General features: G+C 64.1%; 19 protein-coding genes. 18 read left to right on the top strand and 1 reads right to left on the bottom strand.

Going from position 1 to position 24,403, the window contains the following annotated elements:
* Positions 1 to 88: 88 nt before the first annotated feature.
* Both GYK42_RS11185 and GYK42_RS11180 read left to right on the top strand, forming a co-directional pair.
* Entirely contained in the window at positions 89 to 511 is a 423-nt protein-coding gene (locus tag GYK42_RS11185) for a hypothetical protein (protein ID WP_205711360.1), read from the top strand.
* A gap of 14 nt (positions 512 to 525) precedes the next feature.
* Complete coding sequence (locus GYK42_RS11180; protein WP_166447576.1) at positions 526 to 1,026, top strand: glycine zipper family protein; 501 nt, start codon at positions 526 to 528, stop codon at positions 1,024 to 1,026.
* Here the strand turns inward: GYK42_RS11180 and GYK42_RS11175 are convergent.
* On the bottom strand, positions 1,023 to 3,092 hold the full coding sequence (locus GYK42_RS11175; protein WP_166447575.1) for a TonB-dependent receptor domain-containing protein: 2,070 nt from the start codon (positions 3,090 to 3,092) through the stop codon (positions 1,023 to 1,025). The two genes, GYK42_RS11180 and GYK42_RS11175, sit on opposite strands and share 4 nt — an antisense overlap.
* A gap of 281 nt (positions 3,093 to 3,373) precedes the next feature.
* On the opposite strand from GYK42_RS11175, the gene GYK42_RS11170 reads away from it, so the two are divergent.
* The 16 genes from GYK42_RS11170 to GYK42_RS11095 all read left to right on the top strand — a co-directional run bounded on the left by GYK42_RS11170 (position 3,374) and on the right by GYK42_RS11095 (position 24,347).
* The gene (locus GYK42_RS11170) at positions 3,374 to 3,811 is read left to right on the top strand and encodes a hypothetical protein (protein ID WP_166447574.1); all 438 of its coding nucleotides are present in this window, start codon (positions 3,374 to 3,376) and stop codon (positions 3,809 to 3,811) included.
* A gap of 149 nt (positions 3,812 to 3,960) precedes the next feature.
* The gene (locus GYK42_RS11165; protein ID WP_166447573.1) at positions 3,961 to 4,719 is read left to right on the top strand and encodes a 3-hydroxyacyl-CoA dehydrogenase; all 759 of its coding nucleotides are present in this window, start codon (positions 3,961 to 3,963) and stop codon (positions 4,717 to 4,719) included.
* Positions 4,720 to 4,791: 72 nt separating this feature from the next.
* The gene (gene ggt / locus GYK42_RS11160; protein WP_166447572.1) at positions 4,792 to 6,567 is read left to right on the top strand and encodes a gamma-glutamyltransferase; all 1,776 of its coding nucleotides are present in this window, start codon (positions 4,792 to 4,794) and stop codon (positions 6,565 to 6,567) included.
* Between the two features lie 40 nt (positions 6,568 to 6,607).
* Positions 6,608 to 7,777 (top strand): patatin-like phospholipase family protein, encoded by a 1,170-nt coding sequence (locus GYK42_RS11155; RefSeq protein WP_034751717.1) that lies wholly within the window; start codon positions 6,608 to 6,610, stop codon positions 7,775 to 7,777.
* Between the two features lie 120 nt (positions 7,778 to 7,897).
* Positions 7,898 to 12,061: a hybrid sensor histidine kinase/response regulator gene (locus GYK42_RS11150; RefSeq protein ID WP_240943556.1), complete on the top strand. Its 4,164-nt coding sequence runs from the start codon at positions 7,898 to 7,900 to the stop codon at positions 12,059 to 12,061.
* A gap of 86 nt (positions 12,062 to 12,147) precedes the next feature.
* Complete coding sequence (locus GYK42_RS11145; RefSeq protein ID WP_046682629.1) at positions 12,148 to 12,855, top strand: response regulator; 708 nt, start codon at positions 12,148 to 12,150, stop codon at positions 12,853 to 12,855.
* Positions 12,856 to 12,948: 93 nt separating this feature from the next.
* Complete coding sequence (locus GYK42_RS11140) at positions 12,949 to 14,568, top strand: AMP-binding protein (RefSeq protein WP_166447571.1); 1,620 nt, start codon at positions 12,949 to 12,951, stop codon at positions 14,566 to 14,568.
* A complete protein-coding gene (locus GYK42_RS11135) occupies positions 14,565 to 16,940 on the top strand; it encodes a bifunctional salicylyl-CoA 5-hydroxylase/oxidoreductase (RefSeq protein ID WP_166447570.1) in 2,376 nt (791 codons plus the stop codon). The genes GYK42_RS11140 and GYK42_RS11135 overlap by 4 nt, the downstream gene beginning before the upstream one ends.
* 19 nt (positions 16,941 to 16,959) lie before the next feature.
* Positions 16,960 to 17,742 carry an SDR family NAD(P)-dependent oxidoreductase gene (locus GYK42_RS11130; RefSeq protein ID WP_240943555.1) on the top strand — a complete coding sequence of 261 codons (783 nt, stop codon included), beginning with the start codon at positions 16,960 to 16,962 and terminating at the stop codon, positions 17,740 to 17,742.
* A gap of 13 nt (positions 17,743 to 17,755) precedes the next feature.
* A complete protein-coding gene (locus tag GYK42_RS11125; protein ID WP_166447568.1) occupies positions 17,756 to 18,268 on the top strand; it encodes a MarR family winged helix-turn-helix transcriptional regulator in 513 nt (170 codons plus the stop codon).
* A gap of 2 nt (positions 18,269 to 18,270) precedes the next feature.
* Positions 18,271 to 19,125 carry an enoyl-CoA hydratase family protein gene (locus GYK42_RS11120; RefSeq protein ID WP_166447567.1) on the top strand — a complete coding sequence of 285 codons (855 nt, stop codon included), beginning with the start codon at positions 18,271 to 18,273 and terminating at the stop codon, positions 19,123 to 19,125.
* 1 nt (position 19,126) lies between these two features.
* Entirely contained in the window at positions 19,127 to 20,287 is a 1,161-nt protein-coding gene (locus GYK42_RS11115; protein WP_166447566.1) for an acyl-CoA dehydrogenase family protein, read from the top strand.
* A gap of 26 nt (positions 20,288 to 20,313) precedes the next feature.
* Positions 20,314 to 20,712: a RidA family protein gene (locus tag GYK42_RS11110; RefSeq protein WP_166447718.1), complete on the top strand. Its 399-nt coding sequence runs from the start codon at positions 20,314 to 20,316 to the stop codon at positions 20,710 to 20,712.
* A 102-nt stretch (positions 20,713 to 20,814) separates the two neighbouring features.
* Complete coding sequence (locus tag GYK42_RS11105; RefSeq protein ID WP_240943554.1) at positions 20,815 to 21,570, top strand: PEP_CTERM-anchored TLD domain-containing protein; 756 nt, start codon at positions 20,815 to 20,817, stop codon at positions 21,568 to 21,570.
* A 243-nt stretch (positions 21,571 to 21,813) separates the two neighbouring features.
* A complete protein-coding gene (locus tag GYK42_RS11100; RefSeq protein WP_166447565.1) occupies positions 21,814 to 23,286 on the top strand; it encodes an MBOAT family O-acyltransferase in 1,473 nt (490 codons plus the stop codon).
* A gap of 8 nt (positions 23,287 to 23,294) precedes the next feature.
* Positions 23,295 to 24,347 carry a hypothetical protein gene (locus GYK42_RS11095; protein WP_166447564.1) on the top strand — a complete coding sequence of 351 codons (1,053 nt, stop codon included), beginning with the start codon at positions 23,295 to 23,297 and terminating at the stop codon, positions 24,345 to 24,347.
* Positions 24,348 to 24,403: the final 56 nt, after the last annotated feature.

The following is a 24,403-nucleotide window of genomic DNA, read 5'->3' as shown; positions in this document are numbered from 1 at the left end:
ATCAAAAGTGAGCAAATGTTACAGCGCCTTGCCTGCGCCAGCCGCCTGCCAATAATGAAGGAAGTCACTTCAGGCAGCAGGAGGCATCATGGACAAGGAGAACAAACGGCGCTGGCTGATGCGGGGGCTGGCCGTGGCGGTGGGGCTGGCGCTGGCCGGCAGCGCCTGGGCCGATCCCGGCGGACATGGCCGGCACGGTGGACACGGCTTTCACGGCCACCATGGCCATCACGGGCACGGCCATTTCCATGGCCGCTCGCATGTGGGGGTGTGGCTGGATTCGAGCTGGGGCTACGGGCCGGGCTGGTACGGCGACCCGTGGTACCGCCATCCGTACGGACGCACGGTCGTGGTGCAGCCGCTGCCCGTCGCGCCGCCCATGTATGTCGAGCAGGGCGGGGTGCCGACGGCGCCGATGTGGTACTACTGCCGTCAGCCGCAAGGCTATTATCCCTACGTGACAAGTTGCACGCTGCCGTGGCGCGCTGTGGCGCCGGGCAGTGTGCGCTGAAGGCGAGGTGCGACATGAACGGGAAAACAGGCGCAGTGTGTGGGAGCGTACTGGCGCCCCTTGTGCTGGCGGCATGCACGGTGATGCCGCAAGGGCCATCGGCCATGGTGTTGCCCGGCACGGGCAAGAGTTTCGCGCAATTCCAGGGCGATGACGCCAGTTGCCGCGGTTATGCGCAGGCGCAGCTGGGCGGCAGTTCGGCCCAGCAGGCCGCAGCCGACAGCGGCGTGCGCAGTGCGGCCCTGGGCACCTTGCTGGGCGCGGTGGCTGGCGCCGCCATCGATGGCGGCCATGGCGCCGGCGTGGGTGCCGGCACGGGTCTGGTCTTTGGCGCGCTGGCCGGCACGGGCGCGGCCGACAGTTCCGCGTATGGCATGCAGCGCCGCTATGACTACACCTACCAGCAATGCATGTACGCGAGCGGCCACAAGGTGCCCGTGGCCGGGCAGATGCTGGGCAGCGTGCCGGCCAATGCCGCCACGCCGCCGCCCGATACGCCGCCGCCCCGCTATTAGAAGCGCGATGTCAAACCGACGAACATGCGCCGTCCCGGCACATAATAGTCGACCAGTCCATCGGCCAGAGGGCCTTTCTTGAACAGGTTTTCCACGCCGCCGCGCACGGTCCACTGGGGCGTGACCTTGTACGACACGACCGTGTCGACGATGGTGTAGGCCTTGTTGGCAGCCTGGCCGGCATCGAGTTCCTTGCCCGTGTACTGGGCCGATACTTCGCCGAACAGCTGGTCGTTGACTTGCCAGCCCAGCGCCGAGTACCACGACAGCTTCGGCGTCGACAGCAGGTTGGCGCCCGTCGTCAAGTTCTTCGCTTCCGCCATGTAGGTCACGTTGTTACGCCAGTTCAGGTTTTTCGTCAGCGGGACGGTGGCCGTCGCTTCCACGCCGCTGGTGCGCGCTTTCTGGATATTCGTCATCTTGGTCCACCACTGCTTCTGGTAAAAGCCCAGCGGCGCGTAGTCGATCTTGTTCTTGAAATCCGTGTGGAAGTACGTCACGCCCACGTCCCAGCCATTTTGTTCCCACGCCACGCCAATCTCGCCGGCCGTGCTCGTTTCTGGCTTCAAGTCCGCATTGCCGGCCATGTAGCAGCCGCCCGTGATGTAGCCCAGGGGTTTCAGGCTGCCGCAACCGCGTCCACCCGACTGCGTGGCCGCCGCCGGCGAGTTTTCCTTCAGGCTCGGGGCGCGGAAGCCTTGCGACACGCCGCCCTTGATGGTCCAGGCGGGGGCAGGGTGGTACACCAGGTACAGGCGCGGACTGTAGTGGTTGCCGAACTTGCTGTGGTGGTCGAGGCGCAGGCCGGCCGTGGCTGTCAGGTTGTCGCGCAGGAACAGCTGGTCTTCCGCGAACAGGGCCGAGGTGGTGCCGGACAGGGTGGCGCCGCTGACGGGGTTGCCCAGGTAATCGGTGGGGATGGTGCCGATGGTATCCGTGTTCGTCAGTTCCTGGTGTTTCCACTGGCCGCCCATCACCAGCATTTGCTCGATGCCGCCCCAGCCGACCCGTTTTTCCAGGCTGGCGTCGAGGGTGCTGTCCTTGGATTTGGCCACCGTGCCGACGACTTCGTTGTCGAAATCGTTGTGGTACAGGTTGACCATGGCCTTGCCGAAGTCCCAGCGGCCTTCATAGCCGATGCTGGCGCTCTTGCGTATCAGCTTGCTCGCGCCCCAGGCGCCGAACAGCGGGTAGCCGTCCGCGTCGAGCGTGGTCGAATCCGTCGATTGCTGCTTGCCGTAGCTGGCGTCCAGCGTCAGGTTCTGCTTCTTGTCCAGCGCCCAGCTCAGCTGGCCCGTGACAGTCTGGTTGCGTTCGCCGCCGATGCCGCCCGATTTGCCGATGGCTTTTTCATCGGGATTCTGGCGCGTCTGGCCCATGCCCAGGCGCATGCCGACCGTGTCCGACAGGGGACCTGCCAGGTTCACGCCCAGCTGGTGCGCCGTGCCGCGGCCGCTGTCTTGCGGCTGCGTGTAGTTGGCCGTGGCCGAACCGTTCCACTTGCCCGGCACCTTGCGCGTGATGATGTTGATCACGCCGCCCATGGCATCCGAACCATACAGCGAGGACATGGGTCCGCGTACCACTTCGATGCGTTCGATCATGTCGGGCGAAATCCAGTTCAAGTCCTGGCGGCCCAGGTCGGGACGGTAAGCCGTGTCGGCCGAGCTGCCCACGCGCTTGCCGTCGACGAGGATCAAGGTGTATTTGTCGGGCAGGCCGCGCAGCTTGATCTTCGACTCTTCGCCCACGGGGCTGGTGCCGCCCGTCACGCCGGGGATGCGGCGCAGCAGGGTATTGAGGTCATATACGGGCTGGCGCTCGATTTCCTCGCGCGTGATGACGCTGATGCTGGCCGGCGCATCCTTGATGTCGATGGCCGTGCCGGACGCGGTGACCACCACCGTGTTCATGGTCGGGTCGGCGGCTACATTGCCTTCGGCCCAGGCGCTGCTGACGGCCAAGGACAGCAGGCAGGGCAGGAGCAGGGCGGCGCAATGGCGGGAGCGGGCGGGAGTGGCGGCGGGGGCTGCAAGGGTTGCGAAGGCGGGACTGCGCTTGGTCATGGTGAACTTTCCGGATGTTGTTTTTTCCTGGCTGCCTTCCGGGTGGCTCGGGTATGAATGATTGAAAATGCAATAAACTGCGCTCCCATTCTGCCAATGAGAATAAGAATCGTTCTTATTGTAATGCTATCCTGGCAAGAAGGAAAGTGCTGAAAGGAAATAAAACACCGTTGCAGCATGTGCACGGCAGCTACAAGCGTGAGAAATTGTTACGCGCGCTGGCATCTGTCACGGCGTGTGCCAATAATGAACGCCATGAGATCGATGCTTGGAGAGGCGGCATGAAGACGATGAAAAAAGCGATACCGGGACTAGCCTGCGCCGTGTTGCTCGCTGGCGGCCATGCTTGGTCGCAGGAGCCGCCGGCGCCCGCCGAATCCTTGCCTGAACCTTTGCCCGTATGCCAGCTCGACCCGCGTGACAGCGGCAAGCTGCTGGAGGAACCATGCCGCCCGGCGCCGCCCGTGCAGCCGCGCCGTTCCGTGACGCAGGTGATCGGCCGCATGCCGGCCCAGCCTGCGCCTCCCGTCGTACCCATGGCGCCCCTGCCGCCCAGCCCGGCCGTGCCCATGCCCCGTGCGCCGCAGCCCATCGGCGCCTGCGACACGGGCGGTTGCCGCGATGCTGCCGGCGTGCGCTACAACGGCGCGGGCAACGCCACGCTCGACGCCAACGGGCGCATCTGCCACCGCAATGGCGCTTTCATCCAGTGTTTTTAGCTCTGCCATAGGCTGGCCCTGCAAGTTTTCGCGCGGTGCGCTCAAAAATGGCTACAATTGTCGCCGACATTACGTTTACGTAAACGTAACTATGGCACCATGTAACCATCAGGCGCCGGGAACACGGCCCTTATCACTCAGGAGATTTCATGCAGATTCAAGACAATGTATTCATCATCACGGGCGGCGCATCGGGCTTGGGCGCGGCCACGGCGCGCATGCTGACGGCGGCGGGCGGCAAGGTCGTGCTGGCCGACGTGCAGACGGAGGCGGGCCAGGCGCTGGCCGCGGAACTGAATGGCGTGTTCGTGCAGTGCGACGTGACGTCGGAAGAAGACGGCATGGCCGTGGTGGCGGCAGCGACCAAGCTCGGCACCTTGCGCGGCCTCGTCAACTGCGCCGGCGTGGCGCCCGCCGTGAAAACCGTGGGCAAGGACGGCCCGCATCCGCTGGCCCTGTTCCAGAAGGTCGTCAACATCAACCTGGTGGGCACCTTCAATATGTGCCGCCTGGCGGCCGACGCCATGGCCAGGCAGGATGCCACCGCTGAGGGCGAGCGCGGCGTCATCATCAACACGGCGTCCGTGGCGGCCTACGACGGCCAGATCGGCCAGGCGGCTTACGCGTCGTCGAAGGCGGCCGTCGTGGGATTGACCCTGCCGATGGCGCGCGACCTGTCGCGCAACGGCATCCGCGTGATGACGGTGGCGCCCGGTATTTTCGAAACGCCGATGTTGCTGGGCATGCCGGCCGAAGTGCAGGATGCGCTGGGCAAGATGGTGCCGTTCCCATCGCGCCTGGGCAAGCCTGGCGAATACGCGCAGCTGGTGAAAGCCATCGTGGAAAACGTCATGCTCAATGGCGAGACGATCCGCCTGGACGGCGCCATTCGCATGCAGCCGAAGTAAGCCCTCGGCCAGGGTGCAGCGCCGTGGCCGGCATTTGAGGTAGCATACCCGGGTATCTTTACCGGAGTAAGCATGATCACATTGAAGCCGCTGGCGCTGAGCCTGACCTTGCTGGGAGCACTCGCTGCCAGTCCCGTATTTGCCGAGGCGCCGCAAAAGGCGCCGGAAGTCGCCACCGCGTATGCGGAAAAATCGGGTTGGGCTGCGCAGAAATTCATGGTCGCCGCCGCCAATCCGCTGGCTGCCGATGCCGGCTACCAGATGCTGAAAAAGGGCGGCAGCGCCATTGACGCAGCCATCGCCACGCAGCTGGTACTGACCCTCGTCGAGCCGCAATCGTCGGGCATCGGCGGCGGCGCATTCCTGCTGTACTCCACGACCAAGGGCGTGCAGGCATTCGACGGGCGCGAAACGGCGCCGGCCGCCGCCGATGAGCACCTGTTCCAGAATCCGGACGGCAGTCCCGTCTCGCGCGCCACGGGCGTGGTGGGCGGGCGTTCCGTGGGCGCGCCGGGCGTGCTGCGCATGCTGGAACTGGCGCACAAGGAACACGGCAAGCTGCCGTGGGCGACCCTGTTCGGCCCCGCCATCAAGCTGGCGCACGGCGGCTTTCCCGTCAGCCAGCGCCTCAATGGTTTGCTGAACTGGGATCAGGCCTTGAAGCGCGACCCTGTCGCCGCCGCGTATTTCTATGACAAAGAGGGCAAGGCCTGGCCCGTCGGCCACGTGCTGAAGAATCCGGAACTGGCGCGCACCCTGCGCGAGATCGCCCGTGGCGGCGCCGACGCCTTTTACAACGGCCGCATCGCGCGCGACATCGCCGCCAAGGTGGCGTCGCATCCGACCAATCCGGGCAAGCTGACGGCGACCGACATCGCCGGCTACAAGGCCAAGGTGCGCGAGCCCGTCTGCAGCGATTACAAGGCCTGGACCGTGTGCGGCATGCCGCCTCCGTCGTCGGGCGGCATCGCCATCGCGCAGATGCTGGGCATCCTGGAAGTGAAGGATATCCGTCCGTATGCGCCCGTCGACGGCGTGCTCGATGCGCAAGCGATCCACCTGTTCTCGGAGGCGGGGCGCCTGGCCTACGCGGACCGCAACCGCTACGTGGCCGACACGGACTTCGTGCCGCTGCCTGGGAATGGCGTCGCCGCGATGCTCGATAAAACCTATCTGGCGCAGCGCGCTTCCCTGATCGGCGAAAAATCCATGGGCCGCGCCTTGCCAGGTACGCCGCCCGGCATGCAGGTGGCGTGGGGCATGGACAACGCCTTGCAGCGCCCGTCGACGTCGCACCTGGTGGCCGTCGACGCTTTTGGTGCCGGTCTGTCGATGACCACCAGCGTGGAAGACGCGTTCGGCTCGCGCCAGATGGTCGACGGCTTCCTGCTGAATAACCAGCTGACGGATTTCTCGTTCGATTCGCGCGATGCGGACGGCCCGATCGCCAACCGGGTCGAAGCGGGCAAGCGTCCGCGCAGCGCCATGTCGCCCACCCTCGTGTTCGAGAAGGGCACGCACAAGCTGGTGCTGGCCACGGGTTCGCCCGGCGGCTCGTCCATCATCAATTATGTCGCCAAGGTCCTCGTCGGCACCATGGACTGGGGCTTGAACGTGCAGCAGGCGATCAGCCTGCCGAACTTCGGCAGCCGCAACGGCCCGACGGAACTGGAAAAGGGCCGCGCGCCGGCCGCCCAGGTCGAGGCGCTGCAGGCGATGGGCCACGAGGTGCGCGTGATCGAACAGAACTCGGGCTTGCAGGGCATCATGCGCCTGAATGCGCATGGCAAGGATTTCTGGTTTGGGGGCGCGGATCCAAGACGCGAAGGCATGGTGCGAGGAGACTAAACTTTTCCACAAAGCACCAAGACCCTGCTAATCTGCCGGCATGGGAATGCAAAATAAAACAGGCTTGATACTCACGGGAGGAGGCGCCCGTGCCGCCTATCAGGTGGGCGTGCTGCAAGCGATTTCGGCGATTCTGTGGGAAGCGGGCTGGGCGCCGGCGCGCAATCCGTTCGACATCATCTGCGGCACCTCGGCCGGCGCAATCAACGCCACGGCGCTGGCCTGCCGCGCAGATAATTTCGGCGAAGGCGTGCAAAAGCTGCTCGACGTGTGGCAGCACATCGAAGTCGAGCAAGTCTACCGGGCCGATTCGCTGGGCGTGATCCGTTCGGGCGCGCGCTGGCTGTCCCTGCTGTCGTTTGGCTGGCTGCTGCGCCAGTGGCATGCGTCGCCGCCCAGTTCCCTGCTCGACAATACCCCGCTGGTCAGCCTGCTGCACCGCATGCTCGACCTGCCGCGCCTGGACGCGGCCCTGGCCGACGGCCTGCTGCATGCGCTGGCCGTGACGGCGTCGTCGTATTCGGGCAGCCGGCACATGACGTTTTACCAGACGGCCGAGGACATCGCGCCCTGGGTGCGCACGCAGCGCCTGGCCCTGCCGGACCAGATCGGCGTGGAGCACTTGCTGGCCTCGGCCGCCATCCCCTTCATCTTCCCCGCCGTGCCCCTGTACGTGGGCGGCCAGCGCGAATACTGCGGCGACGGTTCCATGCGCCAGCTGGCGCCGATCTCGCCGGCCATCCACCTGGGCGCGAACAAGGTGCTGGTGGTGGGCGCGGGGCGCATGACGGAACCGGCGCCCGCCGCGTCCGAAGCGGCGCGCTACCCGAGTCTGGCGCAGATCGCCGGCCACGCGCTGTCGTCGATCTTCCTCGACGGCCTGGCCGTCGACATCGAGCGCCTGAACCGCATCAACCTGACCCTGTCCATGCTGCCGCCCGAACTGCTGGGCAAGACAGCCTTGCGCCCCGTGGAATTGCTGGTCATCGCGCCGTCCGAGCGGCTCGACGCCATCGCCAGCCGGCATATCGGCAGTTTGCCCCGTCCCATCCGCACCATGTTGTCGGGCATCGGCGCGGCCGAAGCGCGCGGGGCGGCGCTGGCATCGTATTTATTGTTCGAATCGACGTATACTAACGAGCTGATCCGTCTTGGACAGCGCGATACGCAGGCCCGCAAGGACGATGTACTGGCGTTTTTTGGTTCTTGAGACGGCCCTTGGAGCGGCGTGCGGGTTTTTCGCGTTTTTTTTGACAGGACGATTGTGCTGGTATTTCGACGTGTTTTCGATGTTGCCTTACTATTAATTCTGCTGATGGGCGGCCGGGCGATGGCGGGGCCTGCGCCCACCCTGCGTTTCGACCAGCTCAGCGTCGACCAGGGCCTGGCGCAGGAATCGGTGCTGGCCATCGCCCAGGACCGGCAAGGCTATATGTGGTTCGGCAGCCAGTCCGGCCTGAGCCGCTACGACGGCTACCGCATGGTCGTCTACAAGAATATCGAAGGCGACAAGACCAGCCTGGCCGACAACTGGGTCGGCGAACTGCACGTCGATAGCCAGGGCCAGCTGTGGGTGGGCACGGACAATGGCCTGGACCGCTTCGACGCCGCCAGCCAGACCTTCATCCATTACGGCCCCGCGGAAAAGAGCAAGCGCGGCAACGGCAACCGGCATATCCACGCCATTCTCGACGATGGCGCGCGCGGCTTCTGGATCGCCACCTCGGACGGCTTGCAGCATTTCGATCCCGCCACGGGCCACTTCCGCACCTGGCACCATGAAGAAGGCAACCCGCACAGCCTGGGCGACAATGAAATCAAGGCGCTGGCGCTGGACGCGCGGCAGCGCCTGTGGATCGGCACGGTAACGGGCCTGGACATGCTGGCGCCGGGCAGCGAGCGCTTCGAGCATTTCGCCGTCGATGCGACGCCCGGCTCGAAGTACAACGTGATCCAGTCACTGCTGATCGACCGCCAGCAGAACCTGTGGATAGGCACCATGGCCGGCGCCGAGCGCTGGCGTCTGGGCGCCGCCGGCCAGCCGCCGCAATCGAGAGTGCGCTTCGGCGAGAAACATGGCTTTTCCGCCATCCGCGTTGCCAGCCTGTACCAGGATGTCGACGCCACCGTCTGGCTGGGCAGCAATGCCGATGGCCTGTTCCGCTGGCTGCCCGAAAGCGACACCTTTCTGCAATATCGCCACCAGACGGGCGACAAGTTCAGCGTCGCCGACAACCAGCTGTCATCCTTGTACCGCGACCGCGCCGGCACCTTCTGGGTCGGCTCCTGGTACAACGGCGTGAGCCGGGTCGACCTGGGCAGCGGCGGCTTTTCGCGCATGGCGCGCGCGCCCGGCGACGTGGGCGCGCTGGCCGACAAGAAAGTGCGCGCCGTGGCCGACGCGGGCAATGGCAAGCTGTGGCTGGCCACCAAGGGCGGCCTGAAACTGTACGACACGCGCGACGGCAGCTCGCGCCTGTTCGACCTGCGCAGCGCGCCCGGCATGTCGCGCGACGAGCAGGTCACGACCCTGTACAAGGCGCCGGACGGCGTGCTGTGGGTGGGCGGTTCGACGGGCTTGCACCGCTTCGATCCGGCCTTGGAACGCTTCTTTACCATGCGCTTTGCCGCCGGCGACCCGAACAGCGACACCATCCGCAATATCGCGAGCGACCGCAGCGGCATGCTGTGGGTCTCGACGCGGGGCGGCGTGCACCGTTTCGATCCCGCCAGCAAGCGTTTTACCACCTACCGCCACGATCCGGCCGACCCGAACAGCCTGTCCGACAACATGGTGCGGCCTGTGCTGGAAGACGGCAAGGGGCGGCTGTGGATAGGTTCCTTCCACGGCCTGGACTTGCTGGACCGCGCCAGCGGCCGCTTCCGGCATTTCCGCCACGATCCGCAAAACCCGCAGAGCCTGAGCCACGACGAAGTGCATTTCCTGCACGAGGACAAGCGCGGCGTGCTGTGGGTGGGCACGGCCAATGGCTTGAACCGCATGGATGTCGACGCCAAGGGGGAGATCCGCTTCCGCCGTTTCCTGCGCAAGGATGGCATGGCTGACGACGCCGTCGCCAGCATCCTCGGCGACGACAACGAGCAGCTGTGGCTGAGCACAAATAGCGGCATCACGCGGCTCGACATGCGCAGCGGCCTGTTTCGCAACTACGACAGCGCCGACGGCACGGTGGAAGGCTCGTATTTCGATGGCGCGGCCCTGCGCTCATCGGACGGCACCATGTATTTCGGCGGCTTCAACGGCATGACGGCGTTCATGCCGCAGGATATCCACGACAACCGCGTGCCGCCGCTGGTGGCCGTCACGGAGCTGCAGATCTTCAACAAGCCCGTGGGTATCGGCCGCGGCGAGTTTGCGCACGTGCTCAAGACGGCCATCGACCACACGCGCAAGCTGGTGCTGACCAGCCGCGAAAGCGTCTTTTCGCTGGAATTCGCGGCCCTGCATTTCGCCGCGCCCCAGCGCAACATGTTCGCCTACCGGCTCGAAGGCTTCGACCAGGACTGGGTCATGACGGATGCGGGGCGGCGCTTTGCCACCTACACCAACCTCGATGCGGGCAACTACGTGTTTCGCGTCAAGGCGGCCAACAAGGACGGCGTGTGGAACGAGAGCGGCACCACCCTGGCCATCACGATCTTGCCGCCGTTCTGGAAAACCTGGTGGTTCCGCACCCTGATGGCGGCGCTGCTGCTGGGCGCCGTGTATGGCGCCTACCGCCAGCGCGTGCGGGCGCTGCGGCATCAGCAGAATGAACTGGAAAAGCAGGTCAGCGAACGCACGGCCGAGTTGCAGAGCAAGGAGATCGAAGTGCTGGCCCAGTCGGAAAAGCTGGCGCAAGTGAACAGCAGCCTGACGAAAAACGAGGAAAGCCTGCGGCAGGCCAAGCGCAAGGCCGAGGATGCGACGCGCCAGAAGTCGGAATTCCTAGCCAATATGAGCCACGAGATGCGCACGCCGCTGGCCGGCGTGATCGGCATGCTGGGCTTTGCCCTGCGCGACGAGCAGCTACACGACGCCACGCGCGAACAGATCCTGCGCGGCCAGGCCAATGCTCAGTCGCTGCTGGTGATCATCAATGACTTGCTCGACTTTTCCAAGATCGAGGCGGGCAAGCTGAGTATCGAAAACATCGACTTCGCGCTTGGCGCGGCCATCGAGACGGTCGTCACCCTGTTCGAGGAACAGGCGGCCGCGCGCAGCATCGGCTTTTCCATCGATTTCGCGCCCGACCTGCCGCCCTTCGTCGTGGGCGACCCGACCCGTTTGCGCCAGGTGCTGGTCAACCTGGTCGGCAATGCCTTCAAGTTCACCCAGCGCGGCGGCGTCAGCGTCTGCGTCGAGCGCGCCGGCGTGGCCAGCGGCAGCGGCGGGCGCAAGGTCAACCTGATCCGCTTTAGCGTCAGCGACAGCGGCATCGGCATCGATGCCGATGCGATGGCGCGCCTGTTCCAGAAGTTCGAGCAGGCCGACGCCAGCACCACGCGGCGCTACGGCGGCACCGGGCTGGGCCTGGCGATCTGCCGCCAGCTGGTCGAACTGATGGAGGGCGAGATCGAAGTGGCCAGCACGCCGGGGCAGGGCAGCACGTTTGCCTTCACCTTGCCGCTGGCCGATGGCGTGGCGCCGCCGCTGGTGCCGCAGGTGGCGCTGGCGCCGCACAGCCACCAGTTGCGCGTGCTGTGCGCGGAAGACTTCCCCACCAACCAGATCATCATCCGCGTCATGCTCGAGGAACTGGGACACCGGGTCGACGTGGTCGCCAATGGCGTGCTGGCGGTGGCGGCCTGCGTGCATACGCGCTATGACCTGATCCTGATGGACGGGCGCATGCCGGAGATGGACGGCGCCACGGCGACGCGATTGATCCGCGTGGGCGGCTGGCCGGACCAGCCCGTGCGCGACCAGGAATTGATGATCGTGGCCCTGACGGCGAACGCCAGCGAAGAAGACCGCAGCCGCTATCTTGGCGTCGGCATGGATGATTTCCTCAGCAAACCGGTGGACGAGGCGGCGCTGCATGGCTTGCTGGCGCGCGCCATCGAGCGCCAGCTGCAGCGCGGTTTCATGTTGCCGCGCATGCCGTCGAACGCACCGCGCGGCGCGGCGCGGGGGCAGGCCGAACTCGACGCCCTGTTCGGCATCGCGCCGGCAGTTCCTGTTCCGGCGCCTTCCCAGTCCATCCGCAGCGGCGAGCTGCAACGGCGCATCCGCGTCGCCTTCGTCGCCGACCTGGAGGGCCGCTTGCGCGAACTCGACGACGCCCTGGCGGCGCGGGACAAGGACAACGCCGGGCGCTTGCTGCACGGGTTGAAGGGCAGCGCCGCCTATCTCGATGAAACGCAGCTGCACATGCTGTGTACGGAAATGGAAGAGGCGGCGGATGGCGGGCGCTGGACGCAGGTGGCCCTGCATTTGCCGCAATTGCGCGCACTGTTGGCGCAAATAGCCGTTTCGGACCAGGAAATGTAAAATAGGCAATGCCGGCCATCGGGCGCGCGGCGAAACTGGATAGAATACGGCCAGGCACCTTGACGCTGCCGCCAATGGAGAAAGCAATGAAAGTACTCGTGGTTGACGATGATGTCGTGTCGCGCATGGTGCTGATGCACCTGATCGACAGCTGTGGCGTGCACGATATCGTGGAAGCCGAGGATGGCGCGGCCGCGTGGGAGCAGCTCGAAGGCGGCTTGCGTCCTTCGCTGTGCTTTTGCGACTTGCGCATGCCGCGCCTGTCCGGCATGGAGCTGCTGCAGAAAATCCGCTCCGACAGCGCGCTCGACGCCATGCCGCTGGTGCTCGTATCGTCGGCCAATGACCAGGACACGGTGCGCGACGCCGTGCAGGCGGGCGCCGCCGGCTACATCGTCAAGCCCTTCCAGCCGGAGCAGGTGCGCCAGCATATCGACGCCTGCTTCGACGTTTCCGCCTTGCCGGCCGAGGCGCCGCGCGACACCTTGCAGCGGCTGGGCATCGACAGCGAACGCCTGCTGGCCTACTTGACGGGCTTCCAGGGGCAGATCGGTGGTGCCAGCGAACAGGTCGACGCCTTGCTGGCCCGCGGCGAGCCGGCCCAGGCGCGCCAGCAGCTTGAACGGCTGCACCTCGGTTGCCGCACCCTGGGCTTGCATGGCGCGGAGGCCGGCATGAGCGCACTGCTGCAGTCGGCGGTGCTCGACGGCGAGCAGATGCAAACGGCCCTGGCCGCGCTGGCGCGCAGCGTGGCGCAGCAGGCGCGTTTGTTACAGCAGGACTGCGCCGACTGAATCTGCTGCTTTCTGCTTGCTGGAAAAATACTTTAGGTTTAAAGTATCTGCTTCCGGGCCTTGTGCACGCGCCCGTCACCAGCCAGGATGAGCATGAGCAGCGACCCTTCGCCTACCGCCGCATCTCCCCACGATGACTTTGCGCGCACGCATTTGCCGCCGCGCGCACTCTGGCCGCAGCTGTGCCTTGATCTGCCCGAGCTGCAGTATCCGGCGCGCCTCAATTGCGTCGCCGCGCTGCTCGATGCGGCCGTGGCCAATGGCGGCGACGAGCGTACCGCCATCCTGGCCGACGGCCAGCGCTGGAGCTACGCCGAGCTGGCGCGGCAAGTCGACCGCGTCGCCCACGTGCTGCGCAGCGACCTGCGCCTGATCCCCGGCAACCGCGTGCTGCTGCGCGGCGCGAATACTCCGATGATGGCCGCCTGCCTGCTGGCCGTGCTGAAGGCCGGCTGCATCGCCGTGCCCACCATGCCGCTGCTGCGGGCGCGCGAACTGTCCACCATCGTGAGCAAGGCGGAAGTGAACGCCGTACTGTGCGCGCAGGGTTTGCGCGCGGAGCTCGACGCGGTGCCATCCCTGCCGGCCATGCTGTGCTTCGGCGCCGCCGACGCGGAACTGGAACGGCGCATGGCGGCCCACGCTGCGCCCTTTGCCGCATGCGACACGGCGGCCGACGACGTCTGCCTGATCAGCTTTACCTCGGGCACGACGGGCGTTCCCAAAGGCACCATGCACATGCACCGCGACTTGCTGGCCATCTGCGACTGCTTTCCCCGCTCCATGCTGCAGGTGCGCGCCGGCGACATTTTCATCGGCACGCCGCCGCTGGCGTTCACCTTCGGCTTGGGCGGCTTGCTGCTGTTCCCCCTGCGCTTTGGCGCGGCCACCGTGCTGCTGGAAAAACTCACGCCCGACGGCCTGCTGCGCGCCATCGGCGCCTATCAAGCCACCATCTGCTTCACGGCGCCCACCTTTTACCGCCAGATGGCGCCCCTGGCGGCCAGCCACGACTTGCGCAGCCTGCGCTTGTGCGTGTCGGCCGGCGAAGCGCTGCCGCTGGCCACGCGCGACGCCTGGCAGGCGGCCACGGGCCTGGCCATGACGGACGGCATCGGCGCCACCGAAATGCTGCACATCTTCATTTCCGCCACGGGCGACGGCATCCGCCGCGGCGCCATCGGCAAGGCGATTCCCGGCTACCAGGCGTGCATCGTCGACGATGCGGGCGTGCCGCAGCCGCCCGGCGTGACGGGCCGCCTGGCCGTGAAAGGCCCCACCGGTTGCCGCTACCTGTCCGATCCGCGCCAGCGCGAGTACGTGCAGAATGGCTGGAACCTGACGGGCGACACCTTCGAGATGGATGCCGACGGCTATTTTTATTACCGTTCGCGCAGCGACGACATGATCGTCTCGGCCGGCTACAACATCGCGGGCCCGGAAGTGGAAGAGGCGCTACTGCGCCATCCGGCCGTGGCCGAATGCGGCGTGGTCGGGCGCGCCGATGCCGAGCGTGGCCAGATCGTCGAGGCGCACGTGGTGCTCAAAGACGGCAGCCAGGCCAGTGATGCGCTGGCGGCCGAACTGCAGGAATTTTGCCGCCAGCAGATCGCCCCGTATAAATATCCGCGCGCCATCCGCTTCCTGCCTTCGCTGCCGCGCACGGAAACGGGCAAGCTGCAGCGCTTCAAACTTCGCACGGACACCCCATGAATATTGTCTGCATCGGCGGCGGTCCCGCCGGCCTGTATTTCAGCCTGCTCATGAAAAAGCAGAACCCGGATCACCGCATCACCGTCATCGAGCGCAACCGCCCGTACGACACTTTTGGCTGGGGCGTGGTATTTTCCGACCAGACCCTGGGCAACCTGGCCAATGCGGACGAGCCGACTGCGCGCGCCATCCTGCAGGCCTTCAACCACTGGGACGATATCGAGATCCACTTCAAGGGCGAGACCGTGCGATCCGGCGGCCATGGCTTTTGCGGCATCGGCCGCAAGCGCCTGCTCAATATCCTGCAGGCGCGCTGCGAAGAACTCGGCGTGCAGCTGGTGTTCGAGACGGAAGTGCAGGACGACCAGGCCATCGCGAAGCAGTACGGCGCCGACCTGGTGATCGCCAGCGACGGCTTGAACAGCCGTATCCGCATGCGTTATGCGGCCAGCTACCAGCCCGAAGTCGACCAGCGCCATTGCCGCTTCGTCTGGCTGGGCACGCGCAAGAAATTCGAGGCCTTCACGTTTGCCTTCCGCCAGACGCCGCACGGCTGGTTCCAGGCGCATATCTATCAATACGATGGCGATACTTCCACCTTCATCGTCGAAACGCCCGAACACGTGTGGCGCGCCGCGGGCCTGGACGCCATGAGCCAGGAAGAGGGCATCGCCTTTTGCGAAGCCCTGTTCGCCGAGGAACTCGACGGCCACGGTTTGCTGAGCAATTCGCCGCACTTGCGCGGTTCGGCGCAATGGATCACCTTCCCCCGCATCGTCTGCCGGCAATGGGTGCATCACCAGGATGGCGTGCCCGTCGTGCTGATGGGCGATGCTGCCCACACGGCCCATTACTCGATCGGCTCCGGCACCAAGCTGGCGCTGGAAGACGCCATCGAGCTGGCGCGCTGCTTCGGCCAGCATGGGGATGCCGACGCTGCGCTGGCCGCCTACCAGCAACTGCGCGCCATCGAGGTGCTGAAAATCCAGAGCGCGGCGCGCAATTCCATGGAGTGGTTTGAAAACGTCGAGCGCTACAGCGCCATGGAAGCGCCGCAGTTCGCCTATTCCATGCTCACGCGCAGCCAGCGCATTTCGCATGAAAACCTGCGCCTGCGCGACCCTGCGTATGTGGCCGATTATGAACAATGGCTGGCGCGGCGCGCGGGCGAGCAGGCTGGCGTGGAAATGCGGGACGAGGCCTTGCCGCCCATGCTCACGCCGTTCCGGCTGCGCGGCGTGCTGCTGAAAAACCGCATCGCCGTCTCGCCGATGGCGCAGTACAGCGCCGTCGACGGCGTGGCGGGCGACTATCATTTGATGCACCTGGGCGCGCGCGCCCTGGGCGGTGCTGGCCTCGTGTTTGCCGAGATGACGTGCGTGTCGGCGGACGCGCGCATCACGCCCGCCTGTCCCGGCATGTACAGCGAAGCGCACACGCAGGCATGGCGCCGCATCGTCGATTTCGTGCATGCGAACAGCGATGCGAAGATCGCCCTGCAGCTGGGCCACGCGGGCGCGAAAGGCTCGACGCGGCCCATGTGGGACGGCATCGACCTGCCGCTCAGCGAGGGCAATTGGCCTTTGATCTCGGCCTCGGAACAGCAGTACCTGGCCGGCGTGTCGCAAACGGCGCGCGCGGCCACGGAAAGCGACCTGGCGCGCATCGAGCAAGACTTCGTGCGCGCTACCCTGGCCGCGGCCGTCGCCGGTTTCGACTGGCTGGAACTGCATTGCGCGCATGGCTATCTGCTGTCGAGTTTTATCTCGCCGCTGACCAACCGCCGCACGGACGAATATGGCGGCAGCCTGGAAAACCGCTGCCGCTATCCGCTGCGCGTGTTCCGCGCCATGCGCGCCGCCTGGCCGCAAGACAAGCCGATGAGCGTGCGCATCTCGGCCCACGACTGGGTCGAAGGCGGCATCACGCCCGACGATGCAGTCGTCATCGCGCGCCTGTTCAAGCAGGCCGGCGCCGACCTGATCGACTGTTCCTCGGGCCAGGTGAGTAAACTCGAACAGCCCGTGTACGGACGCATGTTCCAGGCGCCGTTCGCCGACCGCGTGCGCAACGAGGCGGGCATCGCCAGCATGGCCGTCGGCTCGATCTTCGAAGCCGACCACGCCAACAGCATCATCGCCGCCGGGCGCGCCGACCTGTGCGCCGTGGGCCGGCCGCACCTGGCCAACCCCGCCTGGACCCTGACGGAAATGGCGCGCATTGGCTATAGCGGCGCCGCGGCGGCGTGGCCGAAACAGTACCGTGCGGGCCAGCAGCAGCTGGAACGCAATCTGCAGCGCGAGCGCCAGCTGGCTGCCGCCAATACGGGCCTCACCCCGCAACAGGTGGCCGCGCGGCTGCTGGAGGGATGACATGAGCAAGGAAGCATTGATGGACGCATTATCAGGAAAACATGCGCTGGTGACGGGCGCCGGCAGCGGCATCGGCCTCGCTTGCGCGGCCGCCTTGCTGGACGCGGGCGCCAGGGTCACCCTGGCCGGGCGCGATGGCGCGCGGCTGGCGCGCGCGCGCATGCAGCTGGAAGAGGCGGGCCACGCGGGCAGGGTCGCCATCTGCGTGCTCGACGTGGCAGTGGAAGCGTCCGTGCAGGCAGGGTTTGCGCAGGCGGCCGCGCATTTCGGCTGCATCGACATTTTGATCAATAACGCGGGCCAGGCGCATGCGGCGCCGTTCGGCAAGACGGACGCCGCCATCTGGCAGCAGATGCTGGCCGTGAACCTGACAGGCGTGTTCCACTGCTGCCAGGCGGCCATGCCGGCCATGCTGGAAGCGGGTTGGGGGCGCATCGTCAACGTGGCGTCGACGGCGGGCCTGAAAGGCTATCGTTACGTCAGCGCCTATGTCGCGGCCAAGCATGGCGTGATCGGCCTGACGCGCGCGCTGGCGCTGGAAGTGGCGCCGCGCGGCGTTACCGTCAACGCCGTCTGTCCCGGCTACACGGAAACGGAGATGGTAACGCAAGCCGTGCAGAACATCGTGCGCAAGACGGGGCGCGGCGAAGACGCGGCGCGCGCGGAACTGGCGGCGTCCAATCCGCAGCAGCGGCTGGTGCAGCCGCAGGAAGTGGCCGATGCGGTGGCGTGGCTATGCCTGCCCGCGTCGTCCGCCATGAATGGACAATCGATCGCCGTCGCCGGCGGCGAAGTCATGTAACTAGATGAAGACCATGGATAAAGAACCCGAAAATTTGCACGACGAACCCGTGCTGGACCTGGCCAGCCGGCTGACGCAGGACCACCATCAATCGCTGAAATTGTGGCTGCGCATGCTCTCGTGCACGGTGAAGATTGAAAACGAAGTGCGCACGCGCTTGCGCGCCACCTTCGGCATCACCTTGCCCCGCTTTGACTTGATGGCGCAGCTCGAGCGCTTCCCCGACGGTTTGCGCATGGGTGAACTGTCCAAGCGCATGATGGTCACGGGCGGCAATATCACGGGCATCACCGACCAGCTGGAGCAGGAAAAACTGGTGGTCCGCGTGGTCGATCCGAAGGACCGCCGTTCGTACAGCGTCAAGCTGACGCCGGCGGGCCGGCGCGCGTTCGACGACATGGCGCGCGTGCACGAAGGCTGGATCGCCGAACTGCTGCACGGCGTGACGCCCGATGACAAAACCCAGTTGATCGACCTGCTGTCGCACATGAAGCAGCAGCTGAATGACACCTCGATAAAGGACTGACCATGCGCCATCTACCCGGCCAGCCGCAAGACCTGCCTGGCAACCGCTCCAGCCTGGCCCATTACGTCGCGCGGCATTTTCTGTTTGCCGTCGATGCAGGCGTCGCCACCTTGACCTTGCACCGCCCGGAGCGCAAGAATCCGCTCACTTTTGACTCGTATGCGGAATTGCGCGAGCTGTTTCGCGCGCTGGCCCATGCGGACGACGTCAAGGCCGTCGTAATCACGGGCAGCGGCGACAATTTCTGTTCGGGCGGCGACGTGCACGACATCATCGGCCCGCTGACGAAACTCGACATGCCCGGCCTGCTGGCGTTTACCCGCATGACGGGCGACGTGGTGAAAGCCATGCGCGCCTGCCCGCAGCCCATCATCGCCGCCATCGATGGCATTTGCGCCGGCGCCGGCGCCATGCTGGCGCTGGCTTCCGATATCCGCATCGGCACGGCGCGCAGCAAGACGGCCTTCTTGTTTACCCGCGTGGGCCTGGCCGGCTGCGACATGGGCGCCTGCGCCTTGCTGCCGCGCGTGATCGGCCAGGGCCGCGCCGCCGAGCTGCTGTACACGGGGCGCTCCTTGCCTGGAACCGAGGGTGAGCGCTGGGGCTGGCTCAACCGCCTGGTCCAGCCGGAGGAGTTGGCCGAAGCGGCGCAGCTGTTCGCCGCCGGCCTGGCCAGCGGCCCCACGTTCGCGCACGGCATGACGAAAAAAATGCTGCAGCAGGAGTGGAGCATGGGCGTCGATGAAGCGATCGAGGCGGAAGCGCAGGCGCAAGCCATTTGCATGGCCACCAACGATTTCCACCGTGCCTATCACGCCTTCGTGGCGAAGGAAAAACCGCAGTTCGAGGGCGATTAAGATGCAAAATACACGCGACACCACTTACCTGGACTGGCCGTTTTTCGAGACACATCATGCAAAGCTTGAGTCCGAACTCGATGCCTGGGCGGCGCAGCATCTTGGCGAGGCGCACGGCGCCGACGTCGATGCGGCTTGCCGCGCGCTGGTGGCGGAACTGGGGCAGGGCGGCTGGCTGAGATACGCCACCGGCACCGATGGCAAGATCGACACGCGCGCCATTTGCCTGATGCGCGAAACCCTGGCGCGCCACGACGGCCTGGCCGATTTCGCCTTTGCCATGCAGGGACTCGGTTCCGGCGCCATCGGCCTGTTCGGCAGCTTGGACAACAAGGCGCGCTATTTGCCGGACGTGGCCAGCGGCAAGCGCATCGCCGCCTTTGCCCTGTCCGAACCGCAGGCCGGCTCGGACGTGGCGGCCATGGTGTGCGCGGCGCGCCGCGATGGCGACGACTACGTGCTCGACGGCGAAAAAACGTGGATATCGAACGGCGGCATCGCCGACTTTTACGTGGTGTTCGCCCGCACGGGCGAGGCGCCGGGCGCGCGCGGCATCAGCGCCTTCATCGTCGATGCCGACAATCCGGGCCTGGAAATCGCCGAACGCATCGCCGTGATCGCCCCGCATCCGCTGGCGCGCCTGCGCTTTGCCAATTGCCGCGTACCCGTGTCGCAGCGCCTGGGCGAAGCGGGGCAGGGCTTCAAGGTGGCGATGGCGACACTCGACGTGTTCCGCACGTCGGTGGCCGCCGCCGCCCTGGGCTTTGCGCGGCGCGCGTTCGACGAAGCGCTGCGCCACGCGACAAAGCGCCAGATGTTCGGCCAGACCCTGGCGGATTTCCAGCTGACGCAGGCAAAATTGGCGCAGATGGCCACCGGCATCGATGCGGCCGCGCTGCTCACCTACCGCGCCGCCTGGCAGCGCGACCAGGGCCGCAAGGTGACGAAGGACGCGGCCATGGCCAAGCTGACGGCCACCGAGACGGCGCAGCAGGTGATCGACGCGGCCGTGCAGCTGTTCGGCGGCATGGGCGTGGTCAGCGGGCACCCGGTCGAGCGCCTGTACCGCGAAATTCGCGCGCTGCGCATCTACGAGGGCGCCAGCGAAGTACAGCAACTGATCATCGCGCGCGAACTGCTGCGCGAGGCGGCGGCCGCATGAGCCGCATGAATAAGGAGGAAAACAATATGCAAGTGCTGCAACCACCAGGATGGGCAAGGCCGCGCGGCTATGCGAACGGCATCGCCGCCAGCGGACGCACGGTGTACGTCAGCGGCATGATCGGCTGGGACGCGCAGGGCCAATTCCACACGGACGATTTCGCGGGCCAGGTGCGCCAGGCGCTGCAAAATATCGTCGCCGTGCTGGCCGAGGCGGGCGCCTTGCCCGAACACATCGTGCGCATGAACTGGTATGTGCTGGACAAAAAGGAATATGTGGCGGCATATCCACAAATTGGCGTTGCCTACAGGGAAATCATCGGCAAGCATTTTCCTGCCATGACGGCCGTGCAGGTGGCGGGACTGATCGAGGACAGGGCGAAGGTGGAAATCGAGGTGACGGCGGTGTTGCCACCATCTTGTTAAATGTCAAATATGATAATATAGTTACACTTAATGGATGCATTAAATACATCTCTCATGCTATATTGGAATGCCGAAATTTCTGGCGCCAATCAAGGATGTGCGATGCGAAAAATAATCAAGAGTAACATCGAAAAAGCCCGTCCGGTGCTGTTTTGTGCTGGCCTGCTCATGTACCTCGGTCATGCGCCGGCTGTTTTTGCGCAATCACTACTTGATAGTGCGAGTCAGGCGCAATTGGCATCTTGGCTCGGCGAAGGGCCATTATCGCTCAAGGCGATCTATACCAAGTCCGTCGGTGATACTTCGTTCGACTTTCACAAAGCCTCCGATGGAAAGGGGCGCACGTTTTCCGTGATGGAAGCGCGCAATGAGTCCGGGCAGACCTGGCTGGTCGGCGGTTACAATCCGCAAAGCTGGAATTCATCTGGCACATATAACATGACTCCGGAAGATAGTCAGCGAACTGCTTTCATCTTCAATCTGAGTACTGGACAGCGCCATATCCAGACGCCGAAGAGCTATGCTCTGGACTCCATCGGTGCCTATCAGACTCTTAATGATATCAACGCTGGCCCTACGTTTGGCATCGGCGCTGATCTTGGCGTTTCTGCCGATCTGACGACAAAAGGCGTCTCTTACCGGTATTCGTATATTGATCCGGATCAGGGCGTCTTCGGTATCAGCTTACTTGACGGTAAACCTTATTCCTCCCATCCAAATGTGACCTTTGGCGCGATCCAGGTATTTTCCATCAGCGCCGTGCCCGAGCCAGCAAGCTATGCCCTGATGGTGCTTGGTCTGGCACTGATTGGCGGCATCCAGGCGCGCAAACGCCACTTGGACAGCCACTTGGCTTGAGTCTGCAAAGACGTCCACTGTGTGACTGACGGACGGCATCCATGCGTTTGCCTGGTGCGGTGGAGCGCCGGGCCACGCCGTTGCGCCGCTACAGGCGACGACATGGCATTGATGCGCGTTGCCTGTCTGATGAGGTCCGCTTTAGCGAAAAATCCCCCTGTTGATATAATAAAATTGCTATAATTATATTATTTTGTGATTGAAATTTTTGCATGAGTCACCTTCCTCTTTTGGGATAGCGCTGTGTTATTTAACTCATTTCCTTTTTTTCTGGTGTTTCTGCCACTGGCGCTGCTCGGCTATTTTGTTTTGTCAAAATATTCATTGCGCCTGTCAATCGTCTTCCTGCTATTTGCCTCGATTGCTTTCTACTGCTACTGGGATATCACATTTCTGCCTTTGCTGGCATTGTCTGTCTGCAGCAATTTCGCGATCGGCCGTGGCATTTCGCAGCGCCAGGAGCAGGGCCAGGCGCAGAGTGCCAAGGCATGGCTCATATTCGGTCTCGTCTTCAACTTGTCCCTGCTCCTCTTTTTCAAGTATTTTGACTTCTTGCTCAGCAATATCGCAGCGCTGACGGGCGCGCCGATCGAGCCGATCGGCATCACGCTGCCAATTGGCATTTCATTTTTTACTTTCACGCAAATCGCCTATCTCGTCGATTGTCACGCAGGCAAGGTGAAAGACTACCAGCCTGAAAGCTACGGCCTCTTTGTTACCTATTTTCCACACCTGATTGCCGGTCCTATCCTGCATCACAAGGAGATGATGCCGCAATTCGTAGCGCCCGAGTCGCATGTCTTCAGCCGCGGCAGGTTGATTGTGGGCTTGTCGTTCTTTACCATCGGCCTGTTCAAGAAGGTAATCCTGGCCGATGGCGTGGCCCGGTACGTAGGCCCTGTATTCGATCTGCATCATCAACATCTGAGCATGCTGGAAGCCTGGGCTGGCGCACTGGCCTATACCTTCCAGCTGTACTTTGATTTTTCTGCCTATTCCGACATGGCATACGGCCTGTCATATATGTTTGGCATTATTTTGCCGATCAACTTCAATTCGCCCTACAAGGCCGCTTCCATCATCGATTTCTGGCGTCGCTGGCATATTACCTTGTCTAATTTTTTGCGCGACTATCTGTATATTCCCCTTGGCGGCAATCGCCAGGGCGCTTTCCAGCGTTACCGCAACCTGCTGTTGACCATGTTGCTGGGTGGCCTGTGGCATGGTGCCAACTGGACTTTCCTGGTATGGGGCGCCCTGCATGGTGTTTATCTGATCATCAATCATGCTCTGCGACATCTTCTGGGGGGGCGTAGCAACCTGTTGATCCGTTTTGGCGGTTGCGCGGCTACTTTTTTAGCAGTAGTTCTGGCCTGGGTTTTCTTTCGTGCCAGTTCAGTGGGCGTAGCATTCGATGTGTTGCGTGGCATGGTTGGCGGCACGCTAACGCCGCAGATGCGCGAAGGTGCGCTGGGTGTTAATCGCATCATGGAACTGGGGAACTGTTTGTGGTGGCTGGGTGCTTGCGCTGCAATTACCTTTTTCTTGCCGAATGCCTATCAATTGCTGGGACGCGGTTTGCGGCGCGAGCAGGAGGTGCGACTGAGCGGTGGCCGTGGCGACATCTTGCTTGGTGCTATGTTGATGCTGTGCTTGTTATTGCTGGCGATCAGCGAAACGCGTGGTGTTTCCGAATTCTTGTACTTTAATTTCTAACTCATCCTATGCGCTCCATATTCGCAATCGGCCTCGGTGTCGCGGCCACGGCGCTGGCACTGGAAATTTTCTTGCAATGCATGCCGGTTGTATCTGGCTTGCGCATGGAAAATACCAGTTCTGCGGTACCTTTTAATCGTTACCTGCCGCGCCAGCACTATGTATATTCTCATGGCTGGGCCATGGCGAATGCCCGGCGCGGCGCGACCAGCCAGCAGGGGTATAACAATTCGGCCGACTTTCAGGATGGCGCTGCCGTGCTGGTCGTAGGCGACAGCTTTATTGAAAGCCTGATGCTGAATTATCCAGATACCGTACAAGGCAGACTCGACAAAGTATTGGGTGGCAGTGTCTATGCCGCTGCCAGTTCCGGCAACGGCCTTGCCGATGCCCTGGAAATGGTCCGCTACTATCAACCACGTCTGCATCCGCGCAATGTGGTGTTGTTCGTCGATTCCGGTGACTTGAGCGATATGCTGGCGCCAGCGCCGCGCGGACACAGTAACTTTGTGGTGAGCGGGCAGGGCGTGGCGGTGGTACATAATCCGTATACCGAATCGAAGATCAAGCGCCTGGTGTCGTATTCTGCATTGGCGCGGTATGTGTATTACAACTTGAAATTGTCCGACTGGATCATGTCCAAGATGCGGAGCGGCCAGTCAGGCGGTGTGGCTGCTGCTGATGCCGCTGCCGCGCGCGGAGATGTGCTGGAGTATTACCTGACGCAACTGCGCCAGGTGGGCGGTGGAGAGGCAACGCGGTTTATCTTTCTGGTCGACGGCGACCGTAACGCGCTGTACGGTTCTGGCTCGGCCAAACCACTATGGCATGGCGATGACCGCGAATTTTTCATGGATCGTGTCAGGAAACATGGTTTTGCGGTGGTCGACATGCAGCCTGTGTTCGCGCAGCATTGGGCGTTACGGCGCGAACGCATGGATTTCCTACCCATGGATGGGCACTGGAACAAGGTGGCACATGGCCTGGCGGCACAACAGATATTGCCGCTATTAAATACGGCTTCGTCATCGCTGCAGGCAGGCCCGGCGGCCAAGAACTGAGGATCCCTGCCTTGCACATGCCGGCTTGCCGGACTATTAATAGGTGGGACTAGCCT

Origin of the sequence: Janthinobacterium lividum (assembly GCF_011601275.1) — a bacterium.
In the GTDB taxonomy this organism is placed as follows: Bacteria; Pseudomonadota; Gammaproteobacteria; order Burkholderiales; family Burkholderiaceae_D; genus Janthinobacterium; species Janthinobacterium lividum_E.
Note: the sequence above shows the minus strand (reverse complement) of the source record. Positions and strands in the feature narration are given on the sequence as shown.